The 24,618-nt window shown below is 47.4% G+C and carries 24 protein-coding genes; 9 read left to right on the top strand and 15 right to left on the bottom strand.

What is annotated here, in order from left to right:
- Positions 1–220: 220 nt before the first annotated feature.
- Positions 221–859: a thiopurine S-methyltransferase gene (locus KU854_RS03860; RefSeq protein ID WP_218357150.1), complete on the top strand. Its 639-nt coding sequence runs from the start codon at positions 221–223 to the stop codon at positions 857–859.
- 97 nt (positions 860–956) lie between these two features.
- Here KU854_RS03860 and purT read toward each other — a convergent pair whose 3' ends face one another.
- The 7 genes from purT to sbcB all read right to left on the bottom strand — a co-directional run bounded on the left by purT (position 957) and on the right by sbcB (position 7,593).
- Positions 957–2,132 carry a formate-dependent phosphoribosylglycinamide formyltransferase gene (gene purT, locus KU854_RS03855; protein ID WP_218357149.1) on the bottom strand — a complete coding sequence of 392 codons (1,176 nt, stop codon included), beginning with the start codon at positions 2,130–2,132 and terminating at the stop codon, positions 957–959.
- Between the two features lie 179 nt (positions 2,133–2,311).
- Positions 2,312–3,193, bottom strand: a complete 882-nt coding sequence (locus KU854_RS03850) for a DMT family transporter (RefSeq protein ID WP_218357148.1) — start codon at positions 3,191–3,193, stop codon at positions 2,312–2,314.
- 122 nt (positions 3,194–3,315) lie between these two features.
- Entirely contained in the window at positions 3,316–4,203 is an 888-nt protein-coding gene (gene cdd, locus KU854_RS03845) for a cytidine deaminase (protein WP_218357147.1), read from the bottom strand.
- 155 nt (positions 4,204–4,358) lie between these two features.
- Positions 4,359–5,042 carry an LrgB family protein gene (locus tag KU854_RS03840; protein ID WP_218357146.1) on the bottom strand — a complete coding sequence of 228 codons (684 nt, stop codon included), beginning with the start codon at positions 5,040–5,042 and terminating at the stop codon, positions 4,359–4,361.
- 3 nt (positions 5,043–5,045) lie between these two features.
- Positions 5,046–5,390 carry a CidA/LrgA family protein gene (locus KU854_RS03835; protein ID WP_218357145.1) on the bottom strand — a complete coding sequence of 115 codons (345 nt, stop codon included), beginning with the start codon at positions 5,388–5,390 and terminating at the stop codon, positions 5,046–5,048.
- Positions 5,391–5,535: 145 nt separating this feature from the next.
- Entirely contained in the window at positions 5,536–6,045 is a 510-nt protein-coding gene (locus tag KU854_RS03830; protein ID WP_218357144.1) for a hypothetical protein, read from the bottom strand.
- Positions 6,046–6,168: 123 nt separating this feature from the next.
- A complete protein-coding gene (gene sbcB, locus KU854_RS03825; RefSeq protein ID WP_218357143.1) occupies positions 6,169–7,593 on the bottom strand; it encodes an exodeoxyribonuclease I in 1,425 nt (474 codons plus the stop codon).
- 226 nt (positions 7,594–7,819) lie between these two features.
- Between sbcB and KU854_RS03820 the strand changes: the two genes are divergently transcribed.
- The 3 genes from KU854_RS03820 (at position 7,820) to KU854_RS03810 (ending at position 11,445) form a co-directional block, all read left to right on the top strand.
- Entirely contained in the window at positions 7,820–8,581 is a 762-nt protein-coding gene (locus tag KU854_RS03820; RefSeq protein ID WP_255555386.1) for a tyrosine-type recombinase/integrase, read from the top strand.
- 226 nt (positions 8,582–8,807) lie between these two features.
- Positions 8,808–10,157, top strand: coding sequence for a M48 family metalloprotease (locus KU854_RS03815; protein ID WP_218357142.1), 1,350 nt, complete (start codon positions 8,808–8,810; stop codon positions 10,155–10,157).
- Between the two features lie 547 nt (positions 10,158–10,704).
- On the top strand, positions 10,705–11,445 hold the full coding sequence (locus KU854_RS03810; RefSeq protein WP_218357141.1) for a hypothetical protein: 741 nt from the start codon (positions 10,705–10,707) through the stop codon (positions 11,443–11,445).
- A 144-nt stretch (positions 11,446–11,589) separates the two neighbouring features.
- On the opposite strand, the gene KU854_RS03805 is transcribed toward KU854_RS03810, so the two are convergent.
- From KU854_RS03805 to KU854_RS03790, 4 genes are all read right to left on the bottom strand, one after another.
- Positions 11,590–11,910, bottom strand: a complete 321-nt coding sequence (locus KU854_RS03805; RefSeq protein WP_218357140.1) for a helix-turn-helix transcriptional regulator — start codon at positions 11,908–11,910, stop codon at positions 11,590–11,592.
- 68 nt (positions 11,911–11,978) lie between these two features.
- Positions 11,979–12,701 carry a carbonic anhydrase gene (locus KU854_RS03800; protein ID WP_218357139.1) on the bottom strand — a complete coding sequence of 241 codons (723 nt, stop codon included), beginning with the start codon at positions 12,699–12,701 and terminating at the stop codon, positions 11,979–11,981.
- A gap of 175 nt (positions 12,702–12,876) precedes the next feature.
- Positions 12,877–14,943, bottom strand: a complete 2,067-nt coding sequence (locus tag KU854_RS25020; protein WP_218357138.1) for an EAL domain-containing protein — start codon at positions 14,941–14,943, stop codon at positions 12,877–12,879.
- The gene (locus tag KU854_RS03790; protein WP_255555385.1) at positions 14,940–16,262 is read right to left on the bottom strand and encodes a GGDEF domain-containing protein; all 1,323 of its coding nucleotides are present in this window, start codon (positions 16,260–16,262) and stop codon (positions 14,940–14,942) included. Before KU854_RS03790 ends, KU854_RS25020 begins: the two co-directional genes overlap by 4 nt.
- Positions 16,263–16,530: 268 nt before the next feature.
- Here KU854_RS03790 and KU854_RS03785 point away from each other — a divergent pair, with 268 nt between their 5' ends.
- The 4 genes from KU854_RS03785 (at position 16,531) to KU854_RS03770 (ending at position 20,690) form a co-directional block, all read left to right on the top strand.
- Positions 16,531–17,370, top strand: a complete 840-nt coding sequence (locus KU854_RS03785; RefSeq protein ID WP_218357137.1) for a TauD/TfdA dioxygenase family protein — start codon at positions 16,531–16,533, stop codon at positions 17,368–17,370.
- 149 nt (positions 17,371–17,519) lie between these two features.
- The gene (locus tag KU854_RS03780; protein WP_218357136.1) at positions 17,520–18,530 is read left to right on the top strand and encodes an acyltransferase; all 1,011 of its coding nucleotides are present in this window, start codon (positions 17,520–17,522) and stop codon (positions 18,528–18,530) included.
- A 115-nt stretch (positions 18,531–18,645) separates the two neighbouring features.
- Positions 18,646–19,833, top strand: a complete 1,188-nt coding sequence (locus KU854_RS03775) for an NnrS family protein (RefSeq protein ID WP_218357262.1) — start codon at positions 18,646–18,648, stop codon at positions 19,831–19,833.
- Between the two features lie 86 nt (positions 19,834–19,919).
- Positions 19,920–20,690 carry a class II glutamine amidotransferase gene (locus KU854_RS03770; protein WP_218357135.1) on the top strand — a complete coding sequence of 257 codons (771 nt, stop codon included), beginning with the start codon at positions 19,920–19,922 and terminating at the stop codon, positions 20,688–20,690.
- Positions 20,691–20,717: 27 nt separating this feature from the next.
- Here KU854_RS03770 and KU854_RS03765 read toward each other — a convergent pair whose 3' ends face one another.
- On the bottom strand, positions 20,718–21,482 hold the full coding sequence (locus tag KU854_RS03765; RefSeq protein WP_218357134.1) for a nucleotidyltransferase family protein: 765 nt from the start codon (positions 21,480–21,482) through the stop codon (positions 20,718–20,720).
- Positions 21,483–21,805: 323 nt separating this feature from the next.
- Here KU854_RS03765 and KU854_RS03760 point away from each other — a divergent pair, with 323 nt between their 5' ends.
- On the top strand, positions 21,806–22,441 hold the full coding sequence (locus KU854_RS03760) for a 2OG-Fe dioxygenase family protein (protein ID WP_054779038.1): 636 nt from the start codon (positions 21,806–21,808) through the stop codon (positions 22,439–22,441).
- A 66-nt stretch (positions 22,442–22,507) separates the two neighbouring features.
- Here the strand turns inward: KU854_RS03760 and KU854_RS03755 are convergent, their stop codons facing one another.
- The 3 genes from KU854_RS03755 to KU854_RS03745 form a co-directional block, all read right to left on the bottom strand.
- Entirely contained in the window at positions 22,508–22,984 is a 477-nt protein-coding gene (locus tag KU854_RS03755) for a hypothetical protein (protein ID WP_218357133.1), read from the bottom strand.
- A 149-nt stretch (positions 22,985–23,133) separates the two neighbouring features.
- A complete protein-coding gene (locus KU854_RS03750; protein WP_054779040.1) occupies positions 23,134–23,721 on the bottom strand; it encodes an FMN-dependent NADH-azoreductase in 588 nt (195 codons plus the stop codon).
- 177 nt (positions 23,722–23,898) lie between these two features.
- Positions 23,899–24,597, bottom strand: coding sequence for a TSCPD domain-containing protein (locus tag KU854_RS03745; protein WP_054779041.1), 699 nt, complete (start codon positions 24,595–24,597; stop codon positions 23,899–23,901).
- Positions 24,598–24,618 lie beyond the last annotated feature (21 nt).

Here is a 24,618-nt window from a genome sequence, read left to right as displayed (position 1 = left end):
ACGAATATCCAATACTGTATGCGTATACAGTAGTTGTAATTTTTAGTTCTGACAATAGAAAAGTGAAAAACAACGAGAATCAGATCACGAAAATTTGGCGTTTGGTGCCCAAAACCCGCTCTTGCCATGGAAAACGGTCTTGCTAATATGTCGCTCAATGTGGAATGTGAATAAGCCCATTGCATTAAGAAAGCACTGAGGCACTAATAAGAGATAAAAGATGGAACATGAATTTTGGCATAGTCGCTGGGCTGAGAACCGCATCGGGTTTCACCTTGGCGATGTGAACCCTGCATTGGTTAAGTACTGGGATAAACTGTCGCCAAAGCGCGAGGAAACCGTGTTTGTGCCAATGTGTGGGAAGTCCTTGGATCTCAATTGGTTGGCAGCGAAGCACGACAGTGTTGTCGGGGTAGAGCTAAGTGAAATTGCCGTCCGCGCATTCTTTGCCGAGAACCTCTATACACCTACGGTATCGACCATGAGTTCAGCGATGAAGCTGTATCAGTTCGATGAGGTGTCGATATACAGTGGCGATTATTTTACAGCGCCACTTGAGGCGTATCCGCTGGTGTATGATCGCGCTGCGCTCATTGCAATGCCAGAGTCCATGAGAACCCGCTATGTCGATAGGTTGCGAAGCTTGCTGGCACCCGGTGGCCGTATCCTTCTTATCACATTGGATTACCCGCAAGAGCAACTGGATGGTCCACCATTTTCAGTTCATGAATCGGAAGTCCGTGCTTTGTTTGATGGGATGAGGGTAACTCACCTGAACAGGAATGAATCCGCAGACCGAACGCCGAAAGCAAGAGATCTGCCTTATTTCGCCGAAGAAGTGTGGCTGATTGAATCCTGATATCTGCATGTAGAGATATATGCAGATAGATATGTATGTAGAGAGAAGAACGCCTCCAATGACGGAGGCGTTTTTGTTTTGGGCAATATTGTTTTAGTTACATGATAACTTTTACTGTGCCTGCAGCCGCCACCGCGTTAGCAACTGCCGTCTCTACATCATCTGCGCGTGAAAGCGCGACACCCAGTCGACGGCGTCCATTGATGTCTGGCTTACCAAACAGACGCAATTGCGAGTCAGGGTTACGCAGCGCATCGGCAATGCCTTGGAAGCTGATGTTTTGGGATACGCCTTCAGCCAATACTACGGCGGATGCCGAAGGGCCATGCTGACGAATGGCGCCGACAGGGAGGCCGAGGAAGGCGCGAACGTGCAGCGCAAATTCAGACAGATCTTGGGAGATCATGGTGACCATACCTGTATCGTGCGGGCGAGGGGAAACCTCACTGAACATCACTTCATCACCTTTAACGAACAACTCCACGCCAAACAAACCGTAGCCGCCCAATGCGTTAACGACCTTGCGGGCAACATCCTGTGCAGCCTGAAGCGCTTTGTCGCTCATTGCCTGTGGTTGCCAGGATTCGCGATAATCGCCGTCTTCCTGACGGTGTCCAATTGGCGCACAAAAATGAATGCCATCGATAGCGCTGATGGTCAGCAACGTTATTTCATAATCAAACTCAACGAAGCCTTCGACGATAACTTTGCCACGTCCCGCACGGCCACCTTCCTGCGCATAGTTCCAAGCCGCGTCAATATCCGCTGCAGTTTTCACTACGCTTTGGCCTTTGCCGGAAGAACTCATCACAGGTTTCACCACGCAAGGCATGCCTACCTTATCAATGGCATCGTGAAACGCTTCAACAGTGTCAGCAAACGCATAAGGAGAAGTCGGTACATTCAAGGTTTCTGCGGCCAGACGACGGATGCCTTCACGGTTCATGGTCAGTTGGGTTGCGCGGGCAGTAGGCACCACATTGAGCCCTTGCTGTTCCAGCTCGACCAGCTTGTCTGTGGCAATGGCTTCAATTTCAGGAACAACGAAATCAGGATTTTCCTCGGCGATGACCGCAGCCAATGCGTCGCCATCAAGCATGTCGATAACATGGCTGCGGTGTGCAACTTGCATTGCTGGCGCGTCGGCGTAACGGTCACAGGCAATCACTTCCAGCCCTAATCGTTGGCATTCAATCGCCACTTCTTTACCTAACTCGCCGGAACCTAACAATAAAACACGGGTAGCAGCGGGGCGGGTAGCAGTTCCAATCATGATTTTCTTCCATTGCATCAGTTGAATTGTGGTGATTTTACCTTAAGCAAACGTTTGCGCAAGCGTTTGCTTTGGTGTTTTTGGTCAGGGGAAAGTGATTCTCCCAGCAGAGAAAATAGACATCGTGGAGTAGGGTGCAGAAATGAAAAAGCCGCCATGGAAGGCGGCTTTGAGAGGTATTACTTGCTTGGCCTGCGCGTTTCCCAATGGGTGATGAAAAACACTGCGGCGACAATGATACTTGCCCCGAGCCACAAACGCCCCGGTGGCACCCAGCCGAAAACCAGAAAACCGAATAGAACGTTCAACGGCAGCTTGGCATGATCGAAAGGTTGAACAAATGACGCATCTGCGACGGCATAGGCTTTGGCAATCGCCCACTGTGCCAGCGCGGTAAGCAGGCCAGCACCGAGCAACATGATCCAAACGGTGGAGCCCGAAGGCATCGACCAGTCTGGAATCGCCAGCAAAATATTGAACGGCGTGATAAGCAGTAGCAGATAAACCACCATGGTGGTTGGCGAATCGTGATGCGAGAGCTTTTTCACCATCAGTGAATAGCTTGCCCAGAACAGTGCTGCGCCCACTGGCAGCATGGTTGCCCAGTTAAAATCATCTGACCAGGGTTCAAGGATGATCATGGCACCGATAAAGCCTGCAATGGTGGCAAACCAGCGCGCAGGGCCAACACGTTCTTTCAGGAAAATGCCTGAGCCGATGGTCGCAAACAGTGGTGACGTCATCAGCAGCGCGATGCCTTGCCAGATAGGTACGGGATAGGCAAGTGCCCAGAGCCAGAGCTGGATACCAATGACGGAGAAGAAGACGCGCAGGCAGTGCATGCCCAGGTGCTCTGTTCTCAACGCCTGTCTGATGCCCATGGTTCTTAGCCAGGGGATCATCGCCAATAAGGCAATGAAATACTGAATAAACGCCACAGTGGTTGAAGGCAATTGCATCTTGAAGCTGACGTATTGCGCCAGGCTGTTCACCATGGCGAAGCATAGCCCGGCTGTCAGCATCCAGCTTGCACCCTGAATGGGGTTGTGTTGTTGGCTCATGAATCAGAAATCGGGAGAAAAAGTGCAAAGATACTAACGTAAAATTCTGTCTTTGAAAGGCAAAAATGAAAAAACGCCGGAGAAAAACCGACGTTTTTACATAATCGCGTAGGGAACGGGGCTTAAAGTGCCAAATACCCCAACGGAATGTCCGGGTTTAGCGCTTCCAGCAACGCTTGGGTGTCCTGCAGGTGGCTGATGGTTGCGTCTGCTTTTTCCACCAAAACCACTTCCTGGATCTCATCCAATGGCACTTCAGCCATATTCATATTTACCAGTGCAACTTGAAGCGGTGGTAGGCTTGGGTTGAATGCCGCGTTTTCTGCGTACATGCCGGCAAATAAACGACCTTTAGTATCGCGGATTGCGACGCCACTGAGGTTACGCGAGTATGGTGCATGGCTGCGGTTAGTCGCCGCAACCGCAGCGTTGAGCAGATCGTTTTCTTCTTCTGCTGTCAGGCCATGGTGAACCGGGCACATCAGTGGCTCGTCGATACCGAGGTCTGACGGGCCAAATGGCTCCGGCAGATAGCTGTGCAGCGACTTGGCATCACGTGATGGCAACTGGATTTCCAGCTTCTCTGCGCCATTCAGTTCATTCATAAACTGTCGGCAGTGGCCACATGGGCTGTAGTTGATGGTGATGTTGGTCAGAGAGGTTTCACCTTTCAGCCATGCGTGGCTGATCGCTGATTGTTCAGCGTGGATTGACTGACTCAGCTGAACACCTTCGAACTCCATGTTGGCGCCGAAATACAGGCGGCCTGATTCGCCGCGGGCGATAGCACCGACATAGAATTTGGAAATTGGGGCAACGGAATAAGCGGCTGCAACAGGCAGCAAGGCGACACGTAGGTCGGCATCGGAAAGTTGGCTGATCTCAAGCAGGTTGGCAAATTGCTCTTTGCTGATAGTCGCATCGAAATCTGGTGATTCACAGATTTCAGTCACCGCCTCTTTCAAGGGCGTGGGTAGGGCAGCAATGGCTTCTTTAACGCTCGCTCGCATGGTCGCTCCGAATGTCTTTGTATGGAGAGACATTTTATCGCTAAGCATTGCCCACTTAATGTGATGATGATCACCTAAAATGTGCAATAAGAAATTCAATTGCACATTTTAAAGTGATGTCACATGTTTTCGATTTCATTTGACGGCGATCAAGCTCAAATGTAATGCGCCAGCAACTCCACGAGTTTGAACACAAATGGTGCCAGAATCGTCGTCATGATCCCGCAAACCACCAGAGCCAGAGAACTCATTGCGCCTTCCTGGTAGTGGGTTTCCGCCGCTTTGGCTGTACCAATGGCATGCGAAACAGCCCCGATAGACAGACCGCGCGCCAACGGTGATTTTACCTTCAGCATGTTCAGAAGGGGATAACCCACTAATCCACCAAAAAGCCCGGCGACCACGACCAATGCCGCAGTGATCGATGGGATCCCGCCAATGTGTTCAGAAGCACTCAAGGCAAAGGGCGTAGAAATCGATTTCGGCAGTACAGACGCCACAATTTTCAGGCTGCCACCGGTTGAAAGCGCAAACAAACCACCAACTAACATCGAAGAAATACTTGCTGTCGCACAGGCAATCAATATCACTTTCCAGTGTTTTTTGATCACGTGCATTTGCTCGTACAGCGGGTATGCCAGTGCAATGACCGCGGGGCCCAACATAAAGTTGATGATTTTGTTTTGGTCAAAGTAGTGTTTGTAAGTGTCACCCGTATATATCACCAGCGGCATAAGCACGATAAGGCTTATCAGCAGCGGGTTGAAAATAGGATGACGAAGTTTAATGGCGATATGACGCGCAATGAAATACACCACAAGGGTAGCAATCAGCCACATGATCTATTCATCTCCCTTAAAACGGTCGAGGATCTTCGACATAACCACAAGCACAACCAGCGAGCTGACGAATGTGGCACCCAGCAAAGGCAGCGAGTCGCTGATAAGCAGATGGAAATGATCCATCAAACCCATGCTGGCGGGGATAAAGAACAATGGCATGACCATGATCAGCAAGGTACAGGCATCTTTTACCCAGCGTCCCGGAACGATACCGGTAGTCAGGCTGACAAATAAGAGCAACATGCTGATGATACTGCTGGGAATGGGAAGCCCCAAAAGCTTGGTGACCGCAGTGCCGACCGCGTAGTACAGCGAGATCAGTGCGAATCCGAGTATATACTTCACGTGAATAGTCCGAGAACCCGAAATATGACTATTCTAGTACGTGATCTAGATCGAAATCTTGTCCAAATCGAGGTGGATCGCACTATTGCGATGCCACCTGAGTTTTTGGGATGGGGTTTTGGCGTGTCTTCGCGTTCGTTGCGCGTTATATAAACATAACGATACTGCTGGCAATCGCGGCGATAACCGTCACCACACCGACAAACAATGGGAGGTGGTGGTTGCTTTCTGTCACCGCAATCTCTTGATCTTCAACGTGTACATCAAGCTCATCAGGAACTGATGGGTTTGGTGCCAGTTCTTCACGGCGTTGGTAGGTTTTTTGTGGCAGTGCAACGCGATAGCCATGATCGCCGACGACATCCAGCGGCAATACTTTTTCGCCCTGCCGGTACGTTTTCGCCAGCAAAGAACAAATACTGTTCTGGTGTTGATTGAACGAGGAGTCAGGCAAAGATGTTGAGGTATACAAAACACGTGCGGACAATACTTCGCCAGCGTGATAGCAAAGCATTTCCAGGAGTCGACATTCTTCGTAAGTCAGGGTGGTGACGCTGCTGTCACTCCAGTACAACGAACGGCTCTCTGGCTCAAAATCTACATTTGAAAAGCGGTAACAACGACTATTTACCTTAGTGACCATCTCATCTTCCACACTACCTATGCCATATAGGAAAGTGTGGACATAAATCACAAAATATCAAATGTAACACGCCTGATTTCTCAGGCGTGTATAGCGCATATCACACGGTAATTTTAGGCGACTTGCCGTCTGGTCTTAGCCGACGAGCGATTCGACGTAGTGGTACACCGATTTCAGGATGGCAAACTTTTTCGTATCGCTTTGATGGGCTTCTGCCAACGACTCAAGATTCGCCATGTAGGCAGGAAGTTCAGCTTCAAAATAATCGCGGCGGTGCATGTGCCACTTCTTTTGCTCGCTTTCTGTCAGTGTCCAGGAGAAATTGCGTGCACGGTAGCGAAACAACAAGGGTTTGATGCGGCTGTCTGATACCTGAATATCCAGTGCTGCGAGATTCTCTGGCTTTGTCTGACGGATGATATCCATGGTTGAACGGTCTGCCGGCGAGAAGAAGCCGTCATACAGCGCCGCATCGACATTGCCCGAACTGTCATAGGCCGGTTTCTCAGCGTAAAGGGCGACCAGTTTCTCCCTGATTTCCGGATGGGATTGCAAGGTTTTAAGGTTCTCCAGGCACTGCTGGCGGTCAATACCCAGTCGCTCGGCATCTTCCGGACGCAAGGTTTTCGCTTCTGCAAGCACTGGGCATTTATTGATGTGGATGAGTTTGATCGGCGCAGGCAGTTCATCCGGTGCCAGATCGGCATGGCGGGTATACAAACGTTCACGCAGCGCGTCAGTGTCCAAATCAAACAGTGGTGCTGGGTCACGCGCTAAATCTATCGCTATGACAGCATTTTTGTTGTCAGGGTGCCAGGCCACCGGAACAATCCAGCTTGTATTCCCACGCTCAGTACCGAACATACCGGAAACATGCACCAGTGGTTTCATCGACACGACATCAATCAAGCCGGTCAGTTTGTTCTTGTTACGATGGGTATAGAGATAGTCGAACAGGCGAGGCTGGGCGGTTTTCAGCTTTTTCGCCATTTCAATCGTGGCGTGCACGTCAGCCATCGCATCGTGGGCATTGCTGTGTTCAATGCCATTTTTAACTGAAAGGTGCTCCAGTTTAAAACTGATATTGCCGTCATCATTTGTCGGCCATTCGATACCTTCTGGGCGCAGTGCATAAGCTGCACGCATGGTATCGAGTAGATCCCAGCGCGAGTTTCCGTTTTGCCAGCTCCACCCGTACGGGTCGAAGAAGTTGCGGTAAAGGGTGTAGCGGGTGACTTCATCATCGAAACGGATGTTGTTGTAACCGACAGCACAGGTGCCCGGCACGGACAACTGCTCGTGAATTTTGGCGATAAACTCGGGTTCTGGCAGGCCGCGGGACATTGCCGTTTGCGGTGTAATTCCCGTGATTAGACAAGCTTCCGGCTGTGGCAGGTAGTCGTTCGGTGGCTGGCAGTAAATGACCAGTGGTTCACCAATGACGTTGAAGTCTTTGTCGGTTCTTACACCGGCAAACTGACAGGGGCGATCCAGTGCTGGGCTGGTACCGAAAGTTTCATAATCAAAAAAGTAAAAGGTCGGTTCGCTGGTGTTTGTCACATTGCTATCCAAGGATCTGAAAGACCTCGGGATGTTACCGCAAAATCGCCGGAAAATCTTGCGGGTTGTGGCTTTGCGACCGCTACAGGCCGGATTAGAGATAGGAAAAAGCCAGCTCCCGAATGGGCGTCTGGCTTAAAGTTAATCGTTAATCTGCATCCAATACCAGGCGGGCATACCAAGTCTTTCTGGATGTCGCTGTAGAACGTATACCTGCAGAGAATGGATGAAGTGGTTGGATGAAATCGCAAAGAAATATGCCAAAACGGCAAACTCAGCATTCTCGAAACTCCGTACCTGCCATAATTTCCGCAAATCCAAGTTCCTTATAGACGGATACCACTTGGAAAAAATCCACCAACAAGGTGTTGGTGCTGCGCCAGCGGCTGGCGACAGAGTGCTGTCACTACCGGAACTCGCCAAAATTTGGATCGCGATAGAAAGAAGCAAAGCTGGAACATCAACAAAGCACCTTCACCTAATGACGATGCTTTGGGGAAACCGACTGTCTGAGCTTCGCTTAGCGCGACGTGAGCACTTTGACCTGGTTAATGATGTTTGGACGGTGCCGCCAGAACTTAGCAAGATGGGGAACACCATTCGCAGGCCAATCCCGAAAGATATCAAGCCAATGCTCGAACGTCTGATTCACATCTATGATGACTACCTTTTTCCAGGTGCCTCACTCAATAAACCCATCACCATTTCAGCTGCGAACCGATACATCCGCCGTTTGCGAGATGCTTTACCGCTTTACCACTGGCGAACGCATGATTTCAGACGCAGCATCTCAACCGTTTGTTCAGAACTTGGCACCATGCCACATGTCACGGAGAAAATGCTGGGGCATGAGCTGGGTGGAATTATGGCTGTATACAACAAACACGACTGGCTGAAAGAGCAGAAGGAAGCGTATGAGCACTATTCTGATGCGTTGTTGGCGCAGGTTAGGAAAGAGTTGAAGCATGACGTTGATAAGGCGAGTTAGCAGTAGATAGTGGCTGCTACTCTCAGCCCATGCTTTTTGAATGGTAAATAGTGTGATGTGTTGGAATATCCCATATTAATATTCACGATTTGGTATGACATTGTGATATTGTTTATAAATCTATTTGATATTATTTTCCTTTCACTGCTTACGGTAAATAATTGAGTCGTATTCTTGTATGCATGTGATTAAAATTTGATCCGACTATATATTTTTTGTGGTAAATATGAGAACCAATATTTTTTCAAACTTTCTATCGACAGATAATGATCTTTGTAAGCCTCTAGTACCTCAAGAGCAACTCGCAAAAATTCTGTATGAGGCTTCGGCGGTTCTTAAGTACGATGTAAAGCCAACATTTTACTTAGATTTAGAGCAACTCATGGTTGTCGATTATTCTGAGTTGCCTCTATTAACTAAAAGTCAAAAGGAGTACATCTTAGAGCAACTGAGAAAGTCTCCGTTAGATCCTGATGACTTGGCTTTTTTTTCTCTTCGGTCATTGTTTGGCACTTGCTGGCAATCACCTCAAAGTAATGATGATATCAATAAGGCTATGGCGTATGAGTTTAGTCTTATTGGTGCAATTTCACGTCACTCAACTGAACTTTCAGGTGAGCTAATTTATCAGGATGCATGTTTGCCATATTGGATTAGAATGAGTTTTTTGCGGATATTATCCAGGATTCCAAAGGAAACCATTGATAAGTATGATTTGGAGAAAGTTGCATGTTTCCCTATTAAAAAAACTTCTTTTAATGCTACTTCAATTATACTGGATGATGGTGCTGTAATAGGTTTTAATTACGCATTGGAGCCTATTTTGAAGCTGGTTAATAGATATTTTTTTCACTACTATAGTACGCAAGAATATGCGGGAGAAAGAAGATTAGAGAGAGCTTGGTCAGAAATTCTTCCAGTTGTATTGCATTTTTCAAAAGGTTTAAAGGCAATTAAATTAACATCGTTCCCATTACTTTTTGACGAAGAGATTGTTAAGGATGTACAGGCTTATACTGCAGAGCAAATTGACTTTATAATGAGTCATGAACTAGGACATATTATTCACAAGCATCAATTGAAATTTAAGGATGTTAAAGGTAAGGAAAATGAGGTTCTTATAAGGCATCTTTATGAGTTTCAGGCTGATATTTTCGCCAGCGAGATATTGCGTTCTCGCATGGTGAATGGATTGAGATATCTTTTGAATCCTAATAGGCTTAAAGAAGATAATGAACCGCAGAAATACTTGAATGAAGCAATAAATGAAATAGTTGGATATTGTAGTCAAGTGGAGTCTACAAGATTGCTTTTTATTTATTTGGACTTTATAGAGCGTGCAAATGACTTATTAAGAGTAAAGCTTTCTGGATTAGTAGATATCCCTAAGACATCTGGAACACATCCTTCTGCTATGGAAAGATATGATAACTTGCTAACCTCCTGTTTAATAGATGTTTCACACGAGTCTGAGAGTGTTATATATGCAAAGTCATTTTTTGAATCTGTATTGGAGTATGCGAATGGATTGACAACGTCAAGACTGGAAGAAATAGTTTCTAACTATCTTAAATAGTCTCTTTTTAGGGGGAATAACGTATATTCAATTTGATTCGTACAGTTTTGAGTTGTTTTATAATCCATTAGTTAGTGCTTCCATGCAAACAGATTGCCTTGTTGAACTTTACCAAACTTAGTTCATGGGTTAAACGGTAGTTTTTGTAGCTCGCATGGTTGTGTCCCAACTTACGCCAGCCTGTGTTATCTGTAATAGGTCAAGGATCAATGCCTCTTACCCACGCTTTACAGTTACCCAATACCGCTTATCTAAACCAACGGAATGGAGAATTGATGATAGGCTATGGAAAGTTGTGATTCTTGCGCCAGGCGATGATGGTCGTTCTCTTCTTTCTAAAAAATCGATACATTATTGCGATCGTAGATTCAGGAAGGTTGCGATCGGTATTCTAGAGCGTTTTCCGTACAGGTTAGAATCAGAAGATTTCAGACTGTTCAAAACTAAGTTAGGGTAGGAAAAAAATAGCTATGCATTCTAACTTTCTCATAGAATTTAATGTATATTACAAACCTGATTATTCTTTTATTGCTCCCTGTGATTTGTTATGAGAAGTTTGCCAAAATTTTTATTCGGTTTGTCGATATGTTTTTCATTCCTACTAATCTTGGTGGCATCCACTGATCCCATTTTAAATTGCCTAAGTGGCACTTTCATCGAGCCATTGCTGGTTAATTCATTGTCAGGTAATAGCATTGTGTTCAATTTGTCAATGGGGATTTTAGTTAGTTGTATTTTCTATATTATAGTTGTCTATCTTCCAGAACGACAGAAGAGAAAAGATCTAGCTCCTGAGTTGGACAGGCATGTTGCATCTGTAATTTATAGAGTTTACGCAATTGTTCGTGATGTTCATTATGAAAGTCAAAAATCATTTGATATTGCAAAATTTAGTGAGGATGAATTCAGAGATGCATGTAAGTCTTTTAATCCAAAACTTATACTGAAATTGTTTCAAGGTAGTGGGATGCAATCTGTGCATAGGGATTTTGGATTCCAGTGTTTTAACAATTGGAGTTTTGCTTTGAAAAGCATTGATGAGGTTATGAGGTACTTACCATATGTTGATACTGGTTTAGTAAAATTGCTTAATGAAGTTAGGAACTGTTCATTTGGCATCACTTCCTCAAGTCTCAATAACTTAGATAAATTAACTAATACAGATATGGAAGCTTGGGCGTCATGCATATATAAAGCATATACAGTGACCTACAAACTTTCAGATTACTATAAAAATAACATTAATAAAAATCATGTGCATCCAGCTGAAAAAAACAATGTTACATAAGCTGCTATTTTGGAAAGCGTTGGTACTGCCCATGCATTTTAACCGCATGGCATTGAGCTACATCATTTCGTAATAGCTGGACTTATACAGATGTTAAGTTTCTCCACCCAGCGCCCAACTATATGATTTGGAATGGGTGGGAGTTCAATTCCCCTTAAACCCACCTTCATGCTGAACCCACTCCATTACTGCTTTCCTTAACCAACGCAAGGGCGACTTGCTGATCGGCTCTGGAAAGTTGCGATTCTTGCGCCAGGCGATGATTGTCGTTCTCTTCTTACTAAAATAATCCAACACCTCTTGATGGCACATGATCGCGTTGGAAGATTCAGGGTACCTCGTCGCGTCGTAAACCTTTTTCTCGTCTTGCTTTGGGGCAAGGAAAGAGGGTGGGGTATAAGAGAACTGGTAGCTGTTATGACGTTTATCGTCGAAGTGAAAGGTCGGTTCGCTGGTGTTCGCCACAGTTACAGACCGGATTGGTCGGGGAGCAAAGCCAGCTCCCGAATGGGCGTCTGGCTTAAAGTTAATCGTTAATCTGCATCCAATACCAGGCGGGCATTTAAGGGTTGGATCGGGCGGTTATTGTCGCCCATCGCTTTGTGCAATACATCGACCTGCGCTTGGGAGAGGTCTTTGTTGTTCTGCAGCACAAACCACCTTACGCCTTCGCTGCAGGGAGGTGTTGTCAACGAGCCACTGAAGCGGTAGTAATCTTCGCCAATTCTCGGCAACCAGGCGCTGACTGGGAATGACTGATCGAAAGTAATCGTGTCACCTTTGGCTGGCAGCGTTGAGATCAGACTGGCAATCTGTGGATTGGCTTCCCCCACATCAAACATCAGAGCGATAACTGCCAGATTGTTCTTGCTGTCAGCGTGAACAAAGTGCGCTTCCAATGGGAATTGTTTTCCATGGATCAGGTTTTCTGAGGGCGTGTGGAAGTGGAACTGTTTCAGCGTAAACGTGTTGCCGTTGATGGTGAAGCTGTTGTCACCCTCTACGTGCGCTTCGAGGGTGTGTCCGTTGTTGGTGAGTGAAACAAGGTTACCCGTGTAATTGACGGTCAGCGGTGAAAGGTCAGCTTCAACACTGCGGGTAATGTCGATAGGGCTTTGGTTTTTCCCCAAACTGCACTCGGGAGCAATATCCCCCCAATGTTCTGGGCCTGATTGCCCTTCATAACCCCATTCAGATGCCTGAACGGATGAAATCAGAAGCATTGCTCCGGCTGCGAGTGCGAATTTTTTTTGCATGTGACCTCCTTTGTATGGTGCAAAGGGGCATGATATGTCTGGCTATTTTTATTTTCTGTATGGGATGCGAGACATTTGGTGTGGCGCGAGAAAGGGATGTCGTTGCTCAGGCGAATTGTGGTGGGGGTGTGAGCGGACATGAATAAGGCGGGTTTTGATACCCGCCTTTTCGTTATTAGAGCGCCGCTGCCGGTTTATGGAAGAAATAGCCCTGAATGTAGTCAATGCCCATGGATTTGAGGTAATCCGCCTCTTCCTGGGTTTCAACGCATTCCGCGACCACTTCCAGTGAGAGCGTATCCGCCACCGATTTCAGGTTTTCAATGATCTTCTGCTTGATCGGATCTTCCGGGCAATGACGTACCAGTGAACCATCAATTTTTACCGAGTCTACTGGCATGGTCAGCAATTGGTTGTAGGTCGCGTGTCCTGCGCCGAAATCATCGAGTGCCAGTTTGAAACCGTGAAGCTTAAGCAGGTTCAGCGCTTCCAACAGGGTTTGTGTGTTTTCAATGTTGCCCGATTCCACGATCTCCAGTGTCAGTTTCTCGGGGGCTAAACCCAGTTCAACCGTTTGTTCAATCAAGGCTTTGACGGCGCGAATGCTGCTTAAAAATTCCGGCGTCAGGTTGATTGAGCCTTTGTCATAGGTCATCGGGTCAAGCGCAGCCATGTACTTCAGCTGCTTTTGCATGACGTGATCTTCAAGGTGCTCAAGGTAACCCAATTTTTGCGCGCACTGAAAAACCAACGCCGTGTTTAAAGGTTTACCTTCTATAGAAAAACGGCTCAACAGTTCAAAGCTCACCTTTTCTGGCGAAGCAATGTTCAGGTAGTTTTGGCGAAGCAGTTCGGTGTTCCCACTGTTCACGTTTTCCAGGAAAGCGATGTAGTCATCCAGTACGTTGTCATCACAGTTCACCGTGACGACATCCGAATGGCGCTCGGCCAACCGGATGTTTGCATACAGGCGGTTAACCGTCTGCTTGATGCGAATACCTTTCTGGCAGCGGCAGTAGTAGATACGGTCAGGCGCGAAGTTGATGTTGCGCTCTTTGAGATAGGCGCCAAGTTTCTCTGGCAAGGTGCCCAGACCGATAATTGCCACTTCCGTGTTTTCAATCAGAACCACCAAGGACGAAATGTCATAAAGCATGTAGCTTTTGTCATGAAGCGCTGTGTGGTGTTTAAAAAACAATGCTATCTGACGCAGGATGCGGTCGCGCTTTTCCAGTGGGTACTTGAAAATCGGGCGCAGGTCGATAGCAGCAACCACAAAGTCCGTCATGTTAAGGGTGGTGGCATCCAGTTTCTGGAACGTACCGAAATCACTCTGGGAGTCGAGATATAAGTTATTAATATTCTTTTGTATTTGCTGCTTAAGTGACCACTTGTAATCCAGCATCATGTAAATGCAGAGTGAGAACATGGCAAACAATGCCATCTTGGTGTTCAGCAACTGTAAATCATGGATATCAGTAGACTCAAACAGCAGGAAATATCCGAGCATCATCAATATTACCTGCGTCAACTCGGAAAAGTTGAAAACAGCTAGCAGCATCAATGGTGCAAGTAACATAAAGGTGTAGTAGTTGTTACCCGGTATAGTTGCATCTGCAAACAGGACCAAAAAAATAGCACTGACTAGCAGGCTTTTCAGGATCCACTGCGCCTTGGTTTGATTTTTAATGCTCTCAAAATAGGCCTTCAGACTCGGTGTGCGGTTCATCATTTTGATGACCATCACAATCAAAGGTGCAGTGATCAAGATGCCAATAGAGTCAGAAAGGTATAGGTTTAGTGCCGCTTCTGTAGGAAAGTAGCTTGGGGTAAACAAAGCCAGAAACAGCGCAGCCAAGCCAGGAACCAAGAAAATGTATACGCAGAATGCCAGCCGTGTCAGCAGCGGGTTCTTTTTTACCTTTTCAAAGACCGAAATCACGATGAAAAGGCTGATCGTGACAGCCAGTGTGTAGAGGTAACCTGCGCCGGTAGGCTCAGAGCGTACAAAGGCGTAGTAGAACATCAGCGCAAAGAAAGTGCCGATCACGCCACTTTTACCGTACAAGTGTGCCACCGCAACCATGGTACCTGCAGTGAGAGACAGGTACTTCAGCGTGGAGACATCTGCTTTCGAGAACCAGGATAATTCAGTACTCAGCAACACGAGCAAAAATGACAGCACAGCGTAAAGTATGTTGTCGTATTTGGAGTGCTGGGGAATGCTTAGGAAATAATTCACGAAATAGTTACCTTATTCCGACCGCGATTTTTCGACTGGTACAGCGCCGTATCTGCAGCTTTGTAAGCAGTCGCAAAATCAGTTTCTTTCAACGAAATACCACCAATTGAAACGGTGACAGGCAAACCCGACACAGGCGCATTAGCAACCGCTGTCCGGATTTGTTCGGCTTTGTCGTATAGCGAATGCTGATACATTCCCTTGAATTGAATGACAAACTCTTCGCCACCCCAACGCACAGCGACATCTTCCTGACGGATTTGTGAACGAATAATACGTGCACACTCTTTCAGCACTTCGTCACCTTTGGTATGGCCATAGGTGTCATTGATCTGTTTGAAATGATCAATATCGATAAGCAGCAGTGAAAATTCCTGCATGCGCTTAAATTTCGGTTCAAAAAAGTCACGACGACCCAGACCCGTCATTTCATCGGTATGAATTGAACGTCCGCGTCTTGATGCCAGATTGAGAATGAACATAGCAATCACGCTTAACAACAATGATGGCAAAAGCGCACTTTTCAGCACATCCATAAAAACGATGCCAATACGGTAGTCTTCATCGTTGGAACAACGCAGCGGCGCGGCTTTTGAAAAGCTGCTGTAACGTTCATTCACTTTCATCACGGTCATGTGAGTCGCGTTAAACCTGGCAACGATATCGCTGAGATGACTTTCTTTTAAGTCGACAATCAGCACCGCATCGAGTTTTTTATCGTTGTGGATTGGGTAGAAGATTGAGCGGATAAGCTCGCCACTCGCATCTTCTACATAGGGTTCGGAAATCCGAAGGTTACACCCGTAGAAAGAGCGATATGTTTCTGCCAAACCTTCTCGGCCGATAATGCGCGTGCTGACACTGTCAATCGAATAGTCTTCGAAAGACTCTTGATATTCTTGGCGCAGAGGGTGGAAGTAGGCGTAGTGGCTTGGGTTTTCCAACACCGCAACTGTCCAGATATTGCCTAAGGCGTACTGATCAAGGTGTTCCGACAGGTTCAGGATGCCTTCTGAAAGCTCTTTCACTTCAACGTTGTTTTGACGCACGAGAACACTGATGCCCTCATGGTCATAAACGCCTTGCTGAAGCGGTTGAGAAGACGAGTTATTGTAAAACGAACCAAACCGGCGAATGGAACCGTAGATTTGGAGATAGTTGTCTTCTATTTCGCTTTCCAGGGCGTCAATCAGCGCCATGTTATAAATTTGGTAGCACGAAGCCACTCCACCGAGGGTGAAGATAAATACTTTTATAAAGGTAAGCGGCTGCACTTTGTTGAGTCTGAGCGTGATTTTGGAGACCAAAGATGTCTGCATTTTTGGGTTTGGCTAACTGTAAGTGTGATCTAAGTTGTATTTTTCGCGCGAGTTTAAGTCTTTCCTTAATTTATGCAACGAGGATTTTTAATCATCATTAGTGAAATTATTTATTCACTGCGGCGGTTTCTTGTGCAATGCGGCTTTGTCCTCTCAGATACAGAGAAAATTATGCGTAACTTTTCTTTTTTAACCGTCATGTGAGGTAAACAGCGCCTTAAAAAATTCATAAGTTGCTGGATTTGTGTTCAGAGAGGAAAAACTTGGTATGAAAATCATCCGTTGCGGAAAATCATTGGGCGCTTTGGTCGAAGGCATCGATTTATCGTGTGTTAGCACCTCCGAGTTTGATGAACTCTACCAGGCATTTTTACAGCACAAAGTCTTGTTTTTCAGGCAGCAGACGCTGACTCCTGAGGCCCAATTGTCCTTGGCTGAACAATTTGGCGAATTGGAGTCCCCGCATCCGTTTTTTCCCCATGTAGATAATTTCCCACAGGTCAGTGTTATTGAAACGACGCCCGGCAATCCACCAGGAAAAAGCTACTGGCACACAGACATGACCTGGCAGGCTGCCCCTCCGAAATGTGCGGTACTGTGCGCACAGCATCTTCCGCGTCAGGGCGGTGATACGATTTGGGTATCGATGGAGGCGGTTTACGCATCATTACCCCGCGCAATGAAAAAGCGACTGCAGGGATTATCAGCAACCCATGCGGTACATGGTTTTGCGGGAAGCCGTTTTGACCATCTGGATGCTGATGGCACAAGTCGTGTAGAAAAAGTTAGCCGAAATATACAGTCTGTAAATCATCCTCTGGTCGCAAAACATCCAGAAACAGGCCAGCCAACTCTCTATATCAACGAACAATTTACGCGGGACATTAATGATAAATCGCTTGAGAGCGAAGTAATCACATTAACGTCGCTCTTTTTAAACAGCCGTAAAGAAGAATTTCAGGTACGTTTTAGCTGGGAGCCGGGCAGCGTGGTGATTTGGGATAACCGCTGCACCCAGCATTTTGCAGTAACAGATTATGGAGACGAAGCGAGGCGACTGCACCGTGTGGTAGTGAAAGGCACGGCGCCCCAAGCCTATGATGATTAGATGATAAATACTGCACTATAGTTATACGAACCGCCTGAAATCCTGCATCTCTAGGTTGTTTGGGTAGTACAACTGGCGTTTGGTTTCTGCCAAACCGCACACGAAAAAAATAATAACAGGAAGTACTTTTCCGCTGATAGGACAAGCGAATGGTTTGGTTAGACAATGCCAGGATTATTGCAATTCTGGCAGTAGTAATGCTGCACGTTGCGGCAGATTTTGTGTTTGATTATCCGGTAGGCGATGTCGCCTGGTGGGTTGGCAATGTTTACGACAGTGCAGTGCGTTGGTGTGTTCCGTTATTTGTCATGATCAGTGGCGCGCTGTTGCTCGATCCCTCCAAAAATGAACCCCTGAAAACCTTCTATTCCAAACGTGTATCCCGTCTTCTGGTCCCGCTTTTGTTCTGGACGCTGGTCTACCTGGCCTGGCGCGTTGCCAAAGGTGTGGTAACCGGTAATCCCGAGAGTGTTTCCAGTCTGCTTGGCTCAGTGCTTGATGGGACGCCGTATTACCACCTCTGGTTTCTTTACATGATTGTCGGCCTCTACCTCTTCACGCCGTTTATGCGAATGGTGGTCGCACAGGCTTCTACTTCTTCCCTTTGGGTGTTGGTAGCGGCGGGAATGGTGATGGCGGCGGTTAACTCGCTTTACAGCAAAATCAGTGGTGTCGGTGATGGTTTGTTTATCAACTGGTTTTTGCTCTACGTGCCTTACTTTTTCCTCGGGTATTTGCTGCGTCACAGCGAAACCTATCCGTCCAGAAAAAGTGTCATTTTCACCCTGCTGACTTCAATTCCCCTGACAGCAGTCGGTTTTTATCTGCTGGCAATCATCGCGGGGAGAAGCGTAGGACTCTACTTTTATGACTACCTCAGCGTGACGGTTATCCCCATGTCCGTCGCCGTATTTTGGTTGTTCAAAGCCTATAAACAGCCCATCGGCAGTATGAGCATGACCAAATCGCTGGCTGCACTGACGCTTGGGGTGTACCTCATCCATCCGATGTTTCTGGAGTTGTTTAACTTCCTCGGGATTGGGGCGACCGCTTTTCCTGCTATTGTGTCAATTCCCGTATTTACCCTTCTTATTTATGTTCTTTCGTTGGCAGCGGCGTGGGTGATGTCTAAGTTACCGTTTATAAAGCGGTGCATATAAAGAATATGTGACGGTGTAACGCCGCAGTTCTGAAGTAGGGGTTGAACCTGTGCTATGAAGCTAACTTTAAACATGTATAATTAATGCATCTTAAGGTGATCGGGTGAGTATCATGATGCTGAATATTGTTGATAAAGCGCGGGAAGAGCGGATTCCCCCTATATTTCGTCTTGGTTTCAGGCCATTTTTCCTGCTGGCTTCAAGCTATGCCGTCTTTGCGGTCAGCATGTGGGTATGGATATTCACGACCGGCGCTTCAACCAGCTTGAGCGTACCTCCGCTGTGGTGGCATGCCCATGAAATGCTGTTCGGTTTTGCTATAGCGGTGGTGGCAGGATTTCTGCTTACGGCGGTGCAGACCTGGACGGGAGTGAAAGGCACGTCAGGGATCCGGTTGGCATTGGTTGCCGCGCTCTGGCTATTGCCGAGAATCCTGTTCTGGACTGACACGCCACTGTCGGTCATTGCTTTGATAGACGGCGCGTTTTTACTGGTGGTGGGCTGGGAAGTCGGTTTTCGTGTGGTCAAAGCCAAACGCTGGCGTAACCTCTTTTTTATTCCCATGTTAGCCGTTGCTTTGATTGCCAATTTCGCAAGTTACGCAACCGTGAAGGGCATGCCGCCATTCAGTGCCAATGCGTTATGGCAGGCGATGTTATGGTGGTTTATGTTGCTCATTTCGGTTATGGGTGGCCGAGTTATCCCGTTTTTCACAGCCAAGCGCTTCCAGCTCGATGTCAAGAAGTCACTGTTGTGGCTCGATATTGCTGCCAACCTGCCATTGGTGCTGTTTGCCGTGCTCAGTTTCTTCCCTCTGTTGGATAAACAGATCTCATTGGTGCTGTTATGGGTAGGCGGGGTTGCCCAATTGATTCGTTTGATTAGGTGGCAAGGTTACAAGTCTGCATCTGAGCCTCTTGTCTGGTCGTTACATCTGTTCTATCTGGCGCTGCCAGTGGGCATGTTCGCCAAAGCCTTGTCCATTGGCAGCGCCTGGACGTCCCACACCCTGATCCATTTGTTTGCGATGGGGGCGTTGGCTGGGGTTATCCTCGCGATGATTTCCCGGGTAACAATGGGACACACTGGCCGTGCGATTTATCAGGGGCCCCGGTTTTGGTATGCCTTTTTGTTGCTGGCAATGGCTACCATAGTGCGTGTTGTCGGTCCTATTTTCTGGCCGCAGCTACTTGGTACCTGGGTTGTCATCGCAGCAGTCGGTTGGGGGATTTCCTTTGGCGCCTTTGTGGTGGTGTTTGGCCCCATGCTTTGCAAAGCAAGGCCGGATGGTCATCCCGGCTAGTCCCAGAAAAACAAGTTTGCATTGTCACAAGGAAAATTCATTGTTCTGCGCCATACTGGAAACATGTTTCTAATGAGGTAGATACAGTGTGTAGGTGGTTAGCATATCAGGGAAGACCTTGCTATTTGGACGAGTTGTTGCACCAGCCGGATCATTCGCTGGTGATGCAAAGTATGGACGCAACCAAGGCAGTGACGGCGGTAAATGCGGATGGATTTGGTGTGGCGTGGTATGGCGAGAAAACAACCCCCGCGCTTTACCGGGAAGTGCTGCCAGCGTGGTCAGATGCGAACTTGAAATCCTTGGCTCAACACACCCAATCCCACCGTTTTATGGCACATGTAAGGGCGTCAACCGGCACCAACACTTCCCGTGAGAATTGTCATCCGTTCAATGTGGAAAACTGGCTGTTTATGCATAACGGCCAGATCCCGGAATTTGAACAGACCCGTTTTGCCCTGGAGAGAATGCTGGATGAGCCCTACTATTTGCGCCGCAGAGGGGGGACGGACAGTGAGCTGATTTTCTTGCTGCTGCTCCAGTGTGGATTGGTGGAGTCACCGGAAAATGCACTGAGGAAGGTCATTTCGCTGGTGGAAGCGGAAATGCGGGTCAAAGAGGTAGAATTGCCGTTTAAGGCATCACTTTGTATCAGCAATGGCAATCAGTTCTGGGGGTTACGCTATGCATCCAGCGGCGTGCCGCCAACCATGTTTTACAAGCATCTTGATGCTGGGGTGGTGCTGGCTTCTGAACCTTACGAAACAGACCGCAGTGAATGGGTGAGTGTACCCGAGCAAAGCTTTGTGGTGCTAAATGGCGATTCGGTAAAGATCACCTCATTCAGCATCCAGTAAAAAGGGCGGGAATCCCGCCCTATCTTTTTATACCACCATACTCAGGGGTTGATATTGCGACCAGGCATCTTGGTATAGCTGGCGTGATTCACGGCGCAACTTCTCGATTTTCGCCAGTTCGATGTCATTCAACGCACGGGCTTCGCTGGCAGCATTGCGTTCTATCTGCTGGATTTGCTCATACATTTGGTGCTCGGGGCCGTTTTTAATATCTGCAATGGCCTTTAGGTGCAGTTGAACCTCAGCGATCAGTTTGCTTTGCGGCAAGGTCACCAACACTTTCAGGTCACGGTAGCCTGAAGGGCGGGGAGCGTGGAACCGGTTGATAACTTCTGACGTCTGGGTGTTTGCTGCCAATGTTTCGTAAGCCTGATTCAATGCATCAATGGAATCTGTTTCTACCGTTACACGCACAATGTCGGTTAACAGTGAAGCATCACCACCCAACTCCTTTTCTACTTTTTCTTCAGCACGCTGCTTTCCTTTAACGCCTGCAGTCAGTACGTTGCCGTTGACTTGTTTGGCAAGTTTACCGGCTAACTGCTCCAGTTCATTTTGCGCCTGGGGAGCGGCTTCGTAGAGTGCATCCAGTTGGTCAAAAGGCTGTTTTACGCTGGATGCGCGGAATGACGGAATGGAGAGAAGATCTGTCAGTGCCCGGTTGGGCTGAGAGTGTTCATAAGCAAAGCTTGATTGTTCTGGAAGTGCTTTAAATTCGGGCTGACTGGCATAGGCCGGAACGCGAATAACCAGGATTGGAACGATTATCAGCGCCTTGAACATTCTTCCCATTTAGTACCTCTTGGTTGTCCTTGTAGGTATTTACAGCCCCAGAATAGCGGCGGCGATTGAATGTTAGCTGAACGAAGTGTGAAGGTTCGGGGTCAACCTCTCAAAGTCATTTTGGGGAACGGACACAGATCAAATTTCGCATTATAAAATTCTGCCCTTTGGTTTCATTGTCGAATATATGTTCATATTTGTGCTTCGTGGTGTATTTATCGGCTGTTAAAGTTTGTCAAACAAGATGCGCTGGCGTTAACTAAATGTGATGACTGTGATCGGTGATTCTTACCCAGAACCCACCGGTTAAGGACCAATGTGGAGGACTTACCATGTACCATCCAGATTACCTTGTGCAGCTAAGTCAAATCAGCGACCAGGCTGTCAAAGAACTCGAACCTATGTTTGACGATCTGCCAACTACCCCTTATGCAGACGGTCAATACCGGTTAAGACGCTATTCCATTGTCCATTGCCATGACGGCGCACTGCGGCAAATGGCGCACCATACCTTCGTTCAATCCGAAGCAATCAACCAGCATCAGGGTGGCGTGATACGCAACTTTGAAGAGCTGTCGCCCTCTGTGCTCCACTCTGAAGGTCTGTTTGAACTTTGCAGACTGTTCAGGGATAACAATGAACTGGACGCGCAACAGGATATTGAAATCCACCAAATGCGGGTGATCACCCTCAATGACATTACGCCGGTTTCCCCGGAAGGCATCCATCAGGATGGTTTCGACCATATTGCCATTGCGGCGATAGACAGGAAAAACGTGCAAGGTGGGGAAATACTGGTTTACCGTGATAAATGCGAGCGGCCATTCTTCTCACTGGCGATGGACAAAGGTGAAGTCGCTTTGTTGGACGACCATGCAGTGTGGCATAACGCCAACCCAATCCGGCCCCTGAACCCGGCTGAGCACGGTCATATGGATCTGTTTGTGTTGACGGCGAAGGTGCATTAAAGCGCAGTTGGGAGGCAAAGGGTGCAGAACACCAAAGAGGCAGGTTGTTGACCTGCCTCTTGTGTTTTATGCGGTGTAGGGGAGATACCCGGTAAACCCGACAATCTTCCAGCCGGATGATGTTTGTTTAAGGTAATAGAGGGTTTGCCATTTCAGGATTTCAGGCTCTTTGCCTACGACTTGAATGGTGCCGTTAAATTGTTTTCTGGCAATCGCTTTGCCATCTTTGATTTCGATTTGTTCTAAGGTCGTCAGCGTATGAATTGCTTCTTCGAGTGGTTCAGCATATTCAGTATCAAGACTGGCCCGCGCCGCTTCCAGCCAAGAATCACGGTAATGTTCGAAACGGGAAAAGGCGAGATTCCAATTGCCCGGGTCAGTGTCAAAACCAGCATTAACTGCGAAAAACTCCTCTTCAAGAAAATCATCCTCAACCATAGACCAGTCAGCCTGGGTGTAGGCGCGGATATCTTTTGCGACCAACATGTCCCAAATCTCTGCGCGATCGGTGTCAGTTTCTGAAAAAGGGTTGTTTTTAATCACATTAGGCTCCGGGTTTTAGAAGAGAAGGGCACATAAAACGTGATTATCCGGTAAATTAAAACGATTGGAGACGTTGGCTGGGAGGCAGGTCTAAATTGCGATGAAAAATGGCTTCCGAAGAAGCCATTTGGACAGATGAGAGAAACGGGTTATACCAGTGCAAGCAATGCTTCTGATGCGTGTTCCATAGAGGCTTTTGCTGGCTCATCACCCATTGCCAGCGCTTCAGCGTAAACAAACTGCACATCAGTGATGCCTACAAAGCCCAAAACAGTTTGCAGGTAACCGGTAATGTGTTCGCTAGGCATGTCTTTGTGCATACCACCGCGGGTTGTCACAACAATGGCTTTTTTGCCAGTCAGAAGACCCTGTGGGCCTTGTTCGGTGTAGGTAAAGGTCACACCGGCGCGGGCGATAAAATCAATCCAGTTTTTCAGCTGGGTTGGAATGTTGAAGTTGTACATTGGCGCTGCAATCACCAAGGTGTCGCTGGCTTTGATTTCTTCAATCAGGCGATCTGACAGTGCCAGGGCCTCTTGCTGGCGCTCGCTCAGGTTGTCACCGCCACGCAGACCCATTGCCAACTCTCCATCCAGTACAGGAACAGGGTAAGCCGCCAGATCACGTTCGATGACAGACATTTCAGAGCCAAATTTCGCGACCATTTGGTCAATCAGTTTGGTTGAAGAAGAGTATTCACCCAGGATGCTTGATTTCAGAACCAGTACATTTGCCATGATTTCATTCCTTTAAAGTTTAAGAACCAAAATTCGTCTTGTTGAAATCAACTATAGGGATAAGACAAAATCTTAAAAAGCGGAAAAATCTGGATTGGATGTTCGAAAAATTCGAATATGAGAGGCGTTTACAAAAAGGCCTCCCGAAGGAAGCCTTTTATTGATGTTAATCAGAGATTAACCGCACTTAGAGTCGCCGCAGTTCAGACAAGTCTGACAGCCATCTTTCACGATCACTGCTTTGTTGTGGCACTTGTAGCAAAGGGTAGCGCTTGGTGGGAAGCCAGTGTTAACCGGTTCTTCTTCCTTCACTTCTTCTTTTACCGCGTTTTCTGCACGCTTTGCTTCAAGGAATGCTTTTTGGTGCTCGTCCATTTCTGGGTTGTTCAGCATGCCGATTTTCATCAGGTGCTGTTCAATCACATTGCCGATTTCAGCAATCAGGGAAGGCACGTATTTGCCTTTATTCCAGTAACCGCCTTTCGGGTCGAACACTGAGCGCAGTTCTTCAACCAGGAAGGTGCAGTCGCCGCCTTTGCGGAATACCGCAGAGATGATGCGGGTCAGCGCCACGATCCACTGGTAGTGTTCCAGGCTTTTGCTGTTGATGAAGATTTCAAAAGGACGACGCACTTCGTGGTCAGTACCTTCGTTCAGTACCACATCATTGATGGTGATAAACAGCGAATGCTCAGAAACGTGTTCTGGGGTTTTCAGCTTGTAGGTCGTACCCAGCAGCATCTCAGGACGCGGCATTTCTTCGTGCATGGTTTCCAGTTGCGGTGCTTCTTCAACCGGTGCAACAGGTGCTTCCTGAACCGCGTCTTTGCTTTTTACTTTGTACGCAACAATTTTGCTTTCAATTTTACGTGTCATACGAATTACTTCTTATAAGCG

This window comes from Enterovibrio paralichthyis (assembly GCF_019209835.1).
Classification (GTDB): Bacteria; Pseudomonadota; Gammaproteobacteria; order Enterobacterales; family Vibrionaceae; genus Enterovibrio; species Enterovibrio paralichthyis.
The sequence above is the reverse complement of the archived record's forward strand: the minus strand, read 5'-3'. Positions and strand labels throughout refer to the sequence as shown.